8 protein-coding genes are annotated in these 13023 nt (G+C 68.3%); 5 read left to right on the top strand and 3 right to left on the bottom strand.

The window, feature by feature from the left end:
* Nucleotides 1-13 precede the first annotated feature (13 nt).
* The 3 genes from EX20_RS08965 to EX20_RS08975 are packed head-to-tail and all read left to right on the top strand — an operon-like array spanning nucleotide 14 to nucleotide 4389.
* Complete coding sequence (locus tag EX20_RS08965) at nucleotides 14-1336, top strand: FecR family protein (protein ID WP_045579220.1); 1323 nt, start codon at nucleotides 14-16, stop codon at nucleotides 1334-1336.
* 10 nt (nucleotides 1337-1346) lie between these two features.
* Nucleotides 1347-3734, top strand: a complete 2388-nt coding sequence (locus EX20_RS08970) for a CHASE2 domain-containing protein (protein ID WP_034193312.1) — start codon at nucleotides 1347-1349, stop codon at nucleotides 3732-3734.
* Nucleotides 3735-3771: 37 nt separating this feature from the next.
* A complete protein-coding gene (locus EX20_RS08975; protein WP_034193313.1) occupies nucleotides 3772-4389 on the top strand; it encodes a DUF4136 domain-containing protein in 618 nt (205 codons plus the stop codon).
* 49 nt (nucleotides 4390-4438) lie between these two features.
* Here EX20_RS08975 and galU read toward each other — a convergent pair whose 3' ends face one another.
* Nucleotides 4439-5323: a UTP--glucose-1-phosphate uridylyltransferase GalU gene (galU, locus tag EX20_RS08980; protein ID WP_011884488.1), complete on the bottom strand. Its 885-nt coding sequence runs from the start codon at nucleotides 5321-5323 to the stop codon at nucleotides 4439-4441.
* An 85-nt stretch (nucleotides 5324-5408) separates the two neighbouring features.
* Entirely contained in the window at nucleotides 5409-8276 is a 2868-nt protein-coding gene (locus EX20_RS08985) for a valine--tRNA ligase (RefSeq protein WP_034193314.1), read from the bottom strand.
* Between the two features lie 226 nt (nucleotides 8277-8502).
* On the opposite strand from EX20_RS08985, the gene EX20_RS08990 reads away from it, so the two are divergent.
* Together EX20_RS08990 and EX20_RS08995 are read left to right on the top strand one after the other, a co-directional pair.
* Entirely contained in the window at nucleotides 8503-10866 is a 2364-nt protein-coding gene (locus tag EX20_RS08990; protein WP_011884498.1) for a UvrD-helicase domain-containing protein, read from the top strand.
* On the top strand, nucleotides 10863-11660 hold the full coding sequence (locus tag EX20_RS08995) for a 5'-methylthioadenosine/adenosylhomocysteine nucleosidase (RefSeq protein WP_034193315.1): 798 nt from the start codon (nucleotides 10863-10865) through the stop codon (nucleotides 11658-11660). The genes EX20_RS08990 and EX20_RS08995 overlap by 4 nt, the downstream gene beginning before the upstream one ends.
* A gap of 66 nt (nucleotides 11661-11726) precedes the next feature.
* On the opposite strand, the gene EX20_RS09000 is transcribed toward EX20_RS08995, so the two are convergent.
* Nucleotides 11727-12965, bottom strand: a complete 1239-nt coding sequence (locus EX20_RS09000; protein ID WP_014722882.1) for an MFS transporter — start codon at nucleotides 12963-12965, stop codon at nucleotides 11727-11729.
* Between the last annotated feature and the right edge of the window lie 58 nt (nucleotides 12966-13023).

Below are 13023 nucleotides of genomic sequence, written 5' to 3' on the forward strand. Positions count from 1 at the left end.
CGCGAGCGGGCGCATGACCGCATTGCGCGTCGCCGGTGCGCTCGCGTTCGCCGTCGCCGCGCACCAGGCTGCCGCGCAGCCGAGCGCCGCGACGGGCAAGACGGTCGTCTACCGCACGCAAGCCGGCGACACGCTCTACGACGTCGCCACGCGTTACCTGCAAGGGCCGGACGACTGGCAACTGCTGCAACGGATCAACCACGTGCCGGCACCGAAGCATCTGCAGCCGGGCACCGCGTTGAAGCTGCCGGTCGTGCGGCTGCGCAAGGAAAAGCTGACCGCGCGCATCGTGGCGGTGCAGGGCAGCGCGCAGCGCTGGTCCGGCGGCGCGTATGCGCCGCTGGCGAACAACACGACGCTCGCCGAGGGCGAGCGCGTGCGCACCGGCGCCAACGGCTTCGTGACGCTCGAACTCGCGGACGGCACGCACATGAGCCTGCCGCCCGACAGCCAGCTCGAGTTGAAGACGCTGCGTCGCACCGTGCTGACGGGCATGCTCGATCGCGTGTTCGAACTCACGCGCGGCGAGGTGGACAGCGAGGTCACGCATCTGAAGAAACGCGACGACCGCTTCCAGATCCGTTCGCCGTCGGTGGTGGCCGGCGTGCGCGGGACGCGCTTTCGCGTGAACTACGACGCCGACGGCAATGCGGCCACGCGCGTCGAAGTGCTCGACGGCACGGTCGGCGTCGCGGGCAAGCAGCAACTGGCCGACGCCACGCTCGTGCATGCCGACTTCGGCAGCGTCGCGACGTCGTCAGGCACGGTCGGCGCGCCGATCCCGCTGCTGCCGGCGCCGGCGCTCGCCCATCCGGACAAGGTGCAGGACGAGCCGGACATCGCGTTCGACGTCGTCCCGCTCGAGCATGCGAACGCGTATCACCTGCAGCTCGGGCGCGACGCGGGGATGCTCGACCTGTTCAGCGAAACGCGCACCGTCTCGACGCGCGCGGTGTTCCGTGAGGTGCCGAACGGCACGTACTTCGTGCGCGTCGCCGCGATCGACGACAACGGCCTCGAAGGCACGCCGCACATCTACGCGTTCGAGCGGCGCCGGATGGGGCTCGACGCGAGCGCGTCGCCCGGCCCGAGCGGGTATGAGTTCCGCTGGGCGGCCGACGGCTCGGGCGACGACGCGCGCTATCGCTTCGTGCTGTCGCGCTCGAAGGATCTGAGCGCACCCGTGGTCGACGAGATGGGCCTGCAGGCGCGTCGAATCAACGTCGAGCACCTGCCGCCCGGCGACTACTACTGGGCGGTGACGGTCGAGGCGTTCGACGGCGGCAAGTTCTATCAGAAGACCAGTCCGGTCAGCGCGTTCACCTTGTCGCGCTGATCCGCAGCGCATGAAGCACGGCTCCGTTTCTCCGCTGCGGCATCTCGGCCGCCGCTTCCTGATCGAATGGATCGCGATCGGCTGTCTCGGCATCGCGGTGGTCCTCGGGTGCGCGCTCGGCCGGCTGTCGTCGGATGTCGACGGGCTGATCTACGACCGGCTGCTGATGTTGCGCAGCCTGCCGCTGTCGCCCGACGTCGTCGTGGTCGACATCGACAATGCGAGCGTGTCGGCGCTCGGCCGCTGGCCGTGGCCGCGCAGCGTGCACGCGCGGCTGCTCGACACGCTGTCGCGCGCGCGGCCGGCCGCGGTCGTCTACGACGTGCTGTTTACCGAGCCGTCGCCCGACGATCGCGCGTTCTCCGATGCGATGACCCGCGTGCCGACCTTCCTGCCCGTGTTGCTGAGCCCCGAGCGCGCGGACGGCACGCGCACCGTCGAACCGCCGGTCACGGAACTCGCGGCGCACGCGATGGGCCTCGGCCACATCAATCTCGAAGTCGATCCCGACGGCATCGTGCGCAGCGTCGCGCTGTTCGAAAGCGATGGACGCGTGCGCTGGCCGCAATTGATGGTGCCGGTGTACGGCGCGATCCGGGCCGGCCGCCTGCCGCCGCTCGGCGGCGCACGCGGCGCGAACGTGCACGACCTCGCGCGCGACGCGGCGGACGAAGGCCGTTACCTGATTCCGTTCAGCCGCAGCACGCCCGCGTATCCGACGCTGTCGTTCGCCGACGTGCTCGACGGCCGCGTGAAAGCCGACGCGCTGCGCGGCAAGATCGTCGTCGTCGGCGTGACCGCGTCGGGCCTGTACGACCGCTTCGCGACGCCGGTGTCCGGCGATTTCGGCCCGCTCGCGGGCGTGTACATCCACGCGAACGTGCTCGACATGCTGGCGACCGGCAGCGCGATCCTGCCGGCGTCGCGCGCGGGGCTGTTCGCCGCGTCGCTGCTGCCGCTCGCCGTGCTGCTGGGCGGCTTCCTGATGCTGTCGCCGTGGCGTGCGCTGCTGCTCACGCTGAGCCTCGCCGCGCTGGCCGTCGTCGCGAGCGTCGCACTGCTGTTCGAGGCGCGCGTGTGGCTGTCGCCCGCGCCCGCGATCTTCGGCCTGATCGCCGTGTACCCGATCTGGAACTGGCGGCGGCTCGAGATGACGATGTCGTATCTGCGCCGCGAGCTGCAGCGGCTCGCCGACGAGCCGCATCTGCTGCCCGAGGCGCCGCGCAAGCGCAGCGTCGGCGGCGACGTGCTCGAACGGCAGATGGCGCTGATGGCGCAGGCCGCGCAGCGCGTGCAGGACATGAAGCGCTTCGTGTGGGACAGCCTGGACAGCATGCCGGAGCCGATCTTCGTCACCGATCTGGCCGGCACCGTGCTGATCGCGAACCACGCGGCGAAGCGCTACGCGGCGCGCCTGTCGCTGCCGATGCCGGAAGGGCTGACGCTGCGCGCCGCGCTCGGCGAGCTGACCTTCATGAAGACGGTCGACGGCAACGCCGAGCACGACGCCGCGATCCGCGCCCGCTGGCCGGCCGCGCTCGACCCGACGCTCGGCGCCGAGGACGACCTGATGGCGCGCGGCATCGAGGTGCGCGACCGAGCCGGGCTCGATCATCTGCTGCGCTACGCGCCGTGTACGAACGCGCAGGGCCGTGTGACCGGCTGGATCGCCGGTCTCGTCGACGTGACCGAGCTGCATGCGGCCGAGCGTCAGCGCGAGGAGGCGCTGCACCTGCTGTCGCACGACATGCGCTCGCCGCAGTCGTCGATCCTCGCGCTGGTCGAGATCGAGCGCGACCGCGTCGAATCCGAGTCGATGCGCACCTTGCTCGCGCGGGTCGAGCGCTATGCGCAGCGCGCGTTGTCGCTCGCCGACGAGTTCGTGCAGCTCGCGCGCGCCGAGTCGCAGGCCTACCAGCTCGAGCCGACGAGCCTCGCCGACGTGCTGATCGACGCGTGCGACGAAGTCTGGCCGCAGGCGCAGGCCAAGCGCATCCGCATCGATACCGACGTCGGCACCGGCATGTACTGGATGCGCGCGGACCGGTCGCTGCTTACGCGCGCGTTCGTCAACCTGCTCAACAACGCGGTCAAATACAGTCCGACCGACACGGCGATCACGTGTACGCTGACGGTCGAGCACGCATCGAAGCGGATGTTCTGTACGATTCGCGATCAGGGCTACGGCATCTCGCCGGAAGATCAGCGGCATCTGTTCGAGCGTTTCAAACGATTCCATGCCGGCGAGCGGCCCGAGATCTCGGGCTCCGGGCTCGGCATGGCGTTCGTGAAGACGGTCGTCACGCGCCACGGCGGCAGCGTGACGGTCGACAGCGAAGTGGGCGTCGGCACCGCGGTCACGGTGTCGCTGCCCGCGATCGACGAGCCGTCGGCCTGACAGGGCCGGGCGCGACGGCTGGCATTTGGGGATAGTCATGAGAAAGGAATGGGCAGCGGCCGCGCTGGCGGTAGCGCTGTTGACCGGTTGCGCCGGGATCACGACCGGCGTGAGCGCCGTGGGGCAAGCGGATGCGTTCGCGTCCGGGGCGCGCGGCTACGAGGTGATCCGCGCCGGCGCACAGGCCGACGATCCGGAGTACCGACAGATCGAGACGCTCGTGCGCGATGCGCTCGCGCAGCGCGGCTTCGACGCACAGTCCGGGCAGGACGCCCGCTACCGGCTGTCGATCGCCTATGCGACGCAGCCGGCGTCGGTCGCGGCGACGTCCGAGCGGTGCGGCGCCGCGAGCAGCCGTGCGTGCGTGAGCGTCGACGGGCCGGCGCCGCTCGCGATCCCGTTCGCGGGCGCGGTGTATCGCCATGTGCTGACGCTGCTGTTCGTCGACGCGCGATCGGGCGCGGACGTGTACCGCGTGTCGGCGTCGCTGCGCGATCGCGATGCCGGTTCGCAGCACGCCGCGCCTGCGCTCGTGACGAGCGCGCTGGCGAAGCTGCCGTTCGGGCAGGGCGGCGGCTGGCTCGTGAAGACGAAAAAAGACGACGCGGGCGCAATGCCGGGCGTCGTCTCGGTGAAGCCGGCCGCCGCGCGCTGACGCGCGGGCGGCTCGGGAACTGCGGGCCGCGCGCGGCCCGTTGCCGCGTTCAGGCGGCCGGTTGCGCGGTGCCGCGCGTGCGCAGGTACGCTTCGAACTCCGCGCCGACTTCCGGGTGGCGCAGTGCGAATTCGACGGTCGCCTTCAGGTAGCCGAGCTTGCTGCCGCAGTCGTAGCGCGTGCCCTGATACTTGTAGGCCAGCACCTGCTCGTCGGCGAGCAGCGCCTGGATCGCGTCGGTGAGCTGCAGCTCGCCGCCCGCGCCCGGCTTCAGCGCCCGCAGATGCTGGAAGATCCGCGGCTTCAGGATGTAGCGGCCGACCACGCCGAGGTTCGACGGCGCGTCTTCCGGCGCCGGCTTCTCGACGATCGCCGACATCTTGACGATCGACTCTTCCCACTCCTTGCCGTCGACGATCCCATACGATTTCGTCTCCGACGGCGGGATCTCTTCGACGCCGATCACCGAGCTGTGATAGTGGTCGAACACGTCGACCATCTGCTTCATCACCGGCGGGTTGCCGTCGAGCAGGTCGTCGGCGAGGATCACCGCGAACGGGTTGTCGGCGACCAGCTTTTCCGCGCAGAGCACCGCGTGGCCGAGGCCGAGCGCTTCCGGCTGACGCACGTAGAAGCAGTCGACGTGGCTCGGCTTGATGCTGCGCACGAGCTCCAGCAGCTTTTCCTTGCCGCGCGCCTCGAGTTCGGCCTCGACCTCGTACGACTTGTCGAAGTGGTCCTCGATCGCGCGCTTGCTGCGCCCCGTCACGAAGATCATCTCGGTGATGCCCGCGGCGATCGCTTCCTCCACGGCGTACTGGATCAGCGGCTTGTCGACGACGGGCAGCATTTCCTTCGGGCTCGCCTTCGTTGCGGGCAGGAACCGCGTGCCGAGACCGGCAACGGGGAATACCGCCTTGGTGACTTTCAACATGATCGAACCTTTATTCCTGTAATCGACTTGTCAGAGTCTATGTTCACGTTCCGATTATAGTGAACGCAAACGACCTTACCCTTTGTTACGCAGGCAACCGATCCAGCTGCGCACGCAGCTTGTCCAGCGTGCTCTGGAACTCCGCGACGCGTCGCTGTTCCTGTTCGACGACGGCCGGCGGCGCCTTCGCGACGAACGCCTCGTTGCCGAGCTTCGCGTTGCACTTCGTGATTTCGCCGGTGAGACGCGCGATTTCCTTCGACAGGCGCTCGCGTTCTGCCGCGACGTCGATTTCCACCTTCAGCACCAGCTTGTTGGGGCCGACGATCGCGATCGGCGCGCCGTGCGCGGCCTGGTCGAGCGTCGCCTCGTCGGCGAGGATCTGCACTTCCGACAGACGCGCGAGCGCCTGCACGTACGGCGCGAACGAGCGCAGGCGCTCGGCGTCGCCGGCCGCGAGCAGCGGCACCTTGGTCGCCGGCGACAGGTTCATCTCGCCGCGCAAGTTGCGGCACGCGTCGACGATCGCCTTCATGTCGGCCGCCCATTGTTCGGACGCCTCGTCGATCTTCTGCAGGTTCGCGAGCGGATACGCCTGCGTCATCAGCGATGCCTCGCCGTCGGCCTTGCCTTGCGGATAACGGCCCGCGAGCGGCGCGACCTTCTGCCACAGCGCTTCGGTGATGAACGGGATGATCGGGTGGGCGAGGCGCAGCACCGTCTCGAGCACGCGCAGCAGCGTGCGGCGCGTCGCGCGCTGCTGTTCCGGCGTGCCGTTCTGGATCTGCACCTTCGCGAGCTCGAGATACCAGTCGCAGTACTCGTCCCACACGAACTTGTAGATGCTGGTCGCGATGTTGTCGAAGCGGTAATCGGCGAAGCCCTTCGCGATGTCGGCCTCGGTGCGCTGCAGCAGCGACACGATCCAGCGGTCGGCCGCCGAGAAGTCGAGGTAGCCGCCGGGGCCGCAGTCGCCCGCGCCGCACACTTCGGGCTTGTCGGCGCCGCAGTCGTGGCCTTCGCAGTTCATCAGCACGAAGCGCGTTGCGTTCCACAGCTTGTTGCAGAAGTTGCGATAGCCTTCGCAGCGCGCGAGGTCGAAGTTCACGTTGCGGCCGAGCGTCGCCATCGACGCCATCGTGAAGCGCAGCGCGTCGGTGCCGAACGCGGGAATGCCGTCCGGGAATTCCTTGCGCGTCTTCTTCTCGATGGTGGCGGCCTGCTTCGGGTTCATCAGGCCCGTCGTGCGCTTCGCGACCAGCGTTTCGAGGTCGATGCCGTCGACGATGTCGATCGGGTCGAGCGTGTTGCCCTTGCTCTTCGACATCTTCTGGCCTTCGGCGTCGCGCACGAGGCCGTGCACGTACACCGTATGGAACGGCACCTTGCCGGTGAAGTGCGTCGTCATCATCACCATCCGGGCGACCCAGAAGAAGATGATGTCGAAGCCGGTGACCAGCACCGACGACGGCAGGAAGTGCTGCAGCTCCGGCGTCTGGTTCGGCCAGCCGAGCGACGAGAACGGCACGAGCGCCGACGAGAACCACGTGTCGAGCACGTCCTCGTCGCGCTTGAGCGCGCCGGTGTAGCCGCGCGCGGCGGCCTGCGCGCGCGCGTCGTCCTCGTTGCGGGCGACGAACACCTCGCCGTTCTCGCCGTACCACGCGGGAATCTGATGGCCCCACCACAGCTGGCGCGAGATGCACCAGTCCTGGATGTTTTCCAGCCACTGGTAGTAGGTGGTCGTCCAGTTTTCCGGCACGAACTTGATCTGGCCGCTGCGCACGACGTCGAGCGACGTTTCGGTGATCGACTTGCCCGGATTGAACGTGCCTTCCGGCGCCGGCTTCGTCATCGCGACGAACCACTGATCGGTCAGCATCGGCTCGATCACGACGCCCGTGCGGTCGCCGCGCGGCACCATCAGCTTGTGCGGCTTCACCGACTCGAGGAAGCCCTGTGCGTCGAGATCGGCGACGATCGCCTTGCGCGCGTCGAAACGGTCGAGGCCGCGATACTGCTCGGGGGCGTTGTCGTTGATCTTCGCGTCGAGCGTGAGGATCTCGATCGGCGCGAGGTTGTGGCGCAGGCCGACCTGGTAGTCGTTGAAGTCGTGCGCGGGCGTGACCTTCACGACGCCCGTGCCGAATTCGCGGTCGACGTAGTCGTCGGCGATCACCGGGATTTCGCGGCCGGTCAGCGGCAGCGTGACGAGCTTGCCGATCAGGTGCGCATAGCGCTCGTCTTCCGGATGGACCATCACGGCGACGTCGCCGAGCATCGTTTCGGGGCGCGTGGTCGCGACGGTCAGCGTGCCGGAGCCGTCGACGAGCGGGTAGCGGATGTGCCACAGATGGCCGTTTTCTTCCTCGCTCGCGACTTCGAGGTCCGATACCGCGGTGAGCAGCACCGGATCCCAGTTCACCAGGCGCTTGCCGCGGTAGATCAGCCCTTGTTCGTAGAGCGTGACGAACACGTCGCGCACCGCGGCCGACATCTTGTCGTCCATCGTGAAATATTCGCGCGACCAGTCGGTCGACGCGCCGAGGCGGCGCACCTGGCCCGTGATCGTCGAGCCGGATTTCTCCTTCCATTCCCACACGCGCTCGACGAACTTCTCGCGACCGAGGTCATGGCGCGACACGCCCTGCGCATCGAGCTGACGCTCGACGACGATCTGGGTCGCGATCCCCGCGTGGTCGGTGCCCGGCACCCACAGCGTGTTCTCGCCGAGCATGCGGTGATAGCGCGCGAGGCCGTCCATGATCGTCTGGTTGAACGCGTGGCCCATGTGCAGCGTGCCGGTGACGTTCGGCGGCGGCAGCTGGATCGCGAAATCGGGGCGGGCCGGATCGAATGCCGGCGCGGCATAGCCGCGTTTTTCCCACTCCGGCCCCCATTGGGACTCGATGGTATGGGGCTCGAAACTCTTCGCCAGCGTGTTGTCGCTCATGGTTGGAAATTTGCCGAAAAATGCGTGAATTGGATGCTGAATCCGACAATTATAAATGGATGCACATCGGCCAGCCATCGCAGCGCCCGCGCGGGACGCGCGCATGCTCGCCCGGCGCCGCGCGCGGCTCGTGGCGAGCCCTCGTGCCGAGCCGATCGAAAACGCCATCGCCCGGCCGACTTATAATGGCGGGTCCGCATTTTTCTCGCCCGTCCGCTGCCGCTCCATGCCCGATCTGCTCGCCAATCTGAACCCTGAACAATACGCCGCCGTCACGCTGCCGAACGAACCGGCGCTGATCCTCGCGGGGGCGGGCAGCGGCAAGACCCGCGTGCTGATCACGCGGATCGCGTGGCTGATCCAGCAGGGCTACGCGTCGCCGGCCACCGTGCTGGCCGTCACGTTCACCAACAAAGCCGCGCGCGAAATGATGGCGCGGCTGTCCGCGATGATGCCGATCGACACGCGCGGGATGTGGATCGGCACGTTCCACGGGCTGTGCAACCGGATGCTGCGCACCCACTGGCGCGACGCGGGCCTGCCGCAGACGTTCCAGATCCTCGACACGGCCGACCAGCTGTCCGCGATCAAGCGGCTGATGAAGGCCGCGAACGTCGACGACGAGAAATACCCGCCGAAGAACGTCCAGTACTTCATCAACAACGCGAAGGAGCAGGGGCTGCGTCCCGACAAGGTCGACGCCACCGACAACTTCAACCGCAAGTTCGTCGAGCTGTATCAGGCATACGATCAGCAATGCCAGCGCGAGGGCGTCGTCGACTTCCCCGAGCTGCTGCTGCGCTGCTACGAGCTGCTCGCGTACAACGCGCCGCTGCGCGCGCATTACCAGGCGCGCTTTCGGCACATTCTCGTCGACGAGTTCCAGGACACCAACAAGCTGCAGTACGCGTGGCTCAAGATGCTCGCGGGCGCCGGGAACGCGATCTTCGCGGTCGGCGACGACGATCAGTCGATCTACGCGTTCCGCGGCGCGAACGTCGGCAACATGCGCGACTTCGAAGACGAATTCCGCGTGCGCAACCTGATCAAGCTCGAGCAGAACTACCGGTCGCACGGCAACATCCTCGACGCGGCCAACCAGCTGATCTCGAACAACGCGCACCGCCTCGGCAAGAACCTGCGCACCGACGCCGGCCACGGCGAGCCCGTGCGCGTGTACGAGGCGAGCACCGATGCGCAGGAAGCCGGCTGGATCGTCGAGGAGATCCGCTCGCTGATCAATACCGGGATGTCGCGCAGCGAGATCGCGGTGCTGTACCGGAGCAACGCGCAGTCGCGCGCGATCGAGCACACGCTGATGACGTCGGGCATCCCGTATCGCGTGTACGGCGGCCTGCGCTTCTTCGAGCGTCAGGAAGTGAAGCACGCGCTCGCGTATCTGCGCCTGATCGACAACCCGAACGACGACACCGCGTTCGTGCGCGTCGTCAACTTCCCGACGCGCGGGATCGGCGCGCGCTCGATCGAGCAGCTCGCGGATGCCGCGCGCCTGTACGACTGCTCGATGGCCGCCGCAATCCCGTACGTGACGGGCAAGGCCGGCACGAGCCTCGGCGCGTTCGCGACGCTGATCGCGAAGATGCGCGCCGAGACCGAGCAGATGAGCCTGCCGGAGACGGTCGAGTACGTGGTGCGTGCGAGCGGCCTCGCCGATTTCTACCAGGGCGAGCGCGAAGGCCAGGACCGCCTCGAAAACTTGCAGGAACTCGTGAACGCGGCCACCGCGTTCGTCAGCGAGGAAGGCTACGGGCTCGATGCACCGGCGCGCGCGATTCCGCTGCGCGCCGGCGCGATCGCGGCGCCGGCGCTGCGCGCGGAAGCCGACGATCCGTCGGTCGACGTACTCGATCCGGCGCCGCTCGACGACCCCGCGCAGAACCCCGACACGATGACGCCGCTGGCGGGCTTCCTGTCGCACGCGTCGCTGGAGGCCGGCGACAACCAGGCGCAGGCCGGCCAGGACGCCGTGCAACTGATGACCGTGCATGCGTCCAAGGGGCTCGAATTCTCGGCCGTGTTCATCACCGGCCTCGAGGAAGGGTTGTTCCCGCACGAAAACAGCGTGCTCGAGTCCGACGGGCTCGAGGAGGAGCGCCGGCTGATGTACGTCGCGATCACGCGCGCGAAGGAGCGGCTCTATCTGTCGTTCGCGCAGAGCCGCATGCTGCACGGCCAGACGCGCTACAACGTGCGCTCGCGCTTCTTCGACGAGCTGCCCGAGCACGTGCTGAAGTGGCTCACGCCGAAAGTGGAAGCCGGTTCGCGCTGGGGCGGCCGCGCCGACAACGCCGGCTGGGGGCGCGACTGGTTCGCGCGGCCGGGCGGCGGCCATCGCGAGCAGATCGTCGATGCGGCCGTGTCCGCGCCGCTGCCGGCGTTCGCCGACAAGCAGCGCGCGGCCGACACCGGGTTCCGCATCGGCCAGCAGGTGTTTCATACGAAATTCGGCGAGGGTGTGGTCACCGCGCTCGAAGGCAGCGGCGCCGATGCAAAGGCGCAGGTGAAGTTCAAGCGGCACGGCGAGAAGTGGCTCGCGCTCGCGGTCGCGAAACTGCAGGCGGTGGAATGATGGGGATCGACATGGTGGATACACTCGCGGCGCGCCCGCTCGGCATCCTGGCCGCGCTGCCCGAGGAACTCGGCGATCTGATCGCCGCGATGCGCGCCGACGGCGAAATGAAGACGGTCACGCTCGGCCGCCGCGATTATCACGTCGGCACCGTGCATGGCGCAGCCTGCGTCGTCACGCTCGCGCGGGTCGGCAAGGTCGCGGCCGCGGCGACGGTCAGCGCGCTGATCCACGTGTTCGGCGTGTCCGGCGTGGTGTTCACCGGCGTCGCGGGCGGCGTGTCGCGCACGGTGCGCGTGGGCGACGTGGTCGTCGCCGATACGCTGCTGCAGCACGATCTCGACGCGTCGCCGCTGTTTCCGCGCTACGAGGTGCCGCTGCTCGGCATCACGCACTTTGCCACCGACGTGGAGCTGACGGCCCGGCTGAAGGCCGCGTGCGCGCTGTTCGTCGCCGAGGAGGGCGCGCGCTTCGGCGAACGGTTCGGACTCGCCGGCGCGACGCTGCACGGCGGGCTCATCATCAGCGGCGACCGCTTCGTATCGAGCGAGCCGGAAGTCGTCGCGCTGCGCGACGCGCTGCCGGACGCGCTCGCGGTCGAGATGGAAGGCGCGGCGATCGCGCAGGTGTGCGCGGAACACGACGTGCCGTTCGCCCTCGTGCGCACGATCTCCGACACGGCCGACGATCACGCGACGCAGTCGTTCTCGCACTTCCTGTCGGCGATCGCGAGCAGCTATTCGTCCGGCATCCTCAAGCGTTTCCTGACGCTGCACGCGACGACGGCGGCCTGAAGCCGCCGTCGTCGTTCCCCTTCGAAGCGACCGGCCGGCCGCGGCACGCATGCCGCGGCTGCGTCGTCACGCGCGCTTGCGACGTGCGCTTTCGAGGTTCGGCAGGAACACGGTCAGCACGCCGATCAACGGCAGGAACGAGCAGACGCGGTAGACGAACGTGATGCTGGTCGCATCGGCGAGCTGGCCGAGTACGGCGGCGCCCACGCCGCCCAGTCCGAACGCGAAGCCGAAGAACAGCCCGGCGACCATGCCGACCTTGCCGGGCATCAGTTCGGTCGCATAGACCAGGATCGCGGCGAACGCCGACGCCAGCACGACGCCGATGATCACGCTCAGCACGCTGGTCCAGAACAGGTTCGCGTACGGCAGCAGCAGCGTGAACGGCGCGACGCCGAGGATCGACACCCAGATCACGTACTTGCGGCCGATCCGGTCGCCCACCGGGCCGCCGATCAGCGTGCCGGCCGCGACCGCCGCGAGGAACACGAACAGGTGGATCTGCGCGGCCTGGACCGACAGGTGGAACTTGTCGATCAGATAGAACGTGAAATAGCTGTTGATGCTCGCGAGGTAGAAGTACTTCGAGAACACCAGCAGCACCAGCACGCCGATCGCCGCCAGCACGCGCCCGCGCGAGAGCGTCGGATGGCCGGCGGCCGCCGCTTTCTTCTTCATCGACGGGTGCTTCCTGTACCAGTGGCCGATCTGCGTGAGCACCAGCATCGCGACGAGCGCGGCCGCCGAGAACCACGCGATGCTGTGCTGGCCGTGCGGAATGATCACCAGCGCGGCGAGCAGCGGCCCGAGCGCGGAGCCGGCGTTGCCGCCGACCTGGAACAGCGACTGCGCGAGCCCGTGCCGGCCGCCCGACGCCATCCGCGCCACGCGCGACGATTCCGGATGGAACACCGACGAGCCGCAGCCCACCAGTGCCGCCGCGACCAGCAGCATCGGGAAGCTGTTCGCGGCCGACATCAGCAGCAGCCCGGCCAGCGTGAAGCCCATCCCGACCGGCAGCGAATACGGTTTCGGCCGTTTGTCGGTGTAGAGGCCGACGAGCGGCTGCAGCAGCGACGCGGTGATCTGGTACGTCAGCGTGATGAGGCCGATCTGCGCGAACGACAGCGCGAACTGGCTCTTGAGCATCGGATAGATCGCGAGGATCAACGACTGGATCATGTCGTTGAGCATGTGCGAGAAGCTGATCGCGCCGAGCACCGAATAGACGGTGCCCGGTGCGGGCGGAGCGGACGGCTGGGGCACGGCGGCGGCGCCGGCGCCCGTATCGAGGCTGGTTTCCATGTGAGCTGAGCGAGTTGAGGTGGCGGGACGCGCTCTGATGACGACCGGCGCGTTCGAA

The organism is Burkholderia sp. WP42, from assembly GCF_000745665.1.
In the GTDB taxonomy this organism is placed as follows: Bacteria; Pseudomonadota; Gammaproteobacteria; order Burkholderiales; family Burkholderiaceae; genus Burkholderia; species Burkholderia vietnamiensis.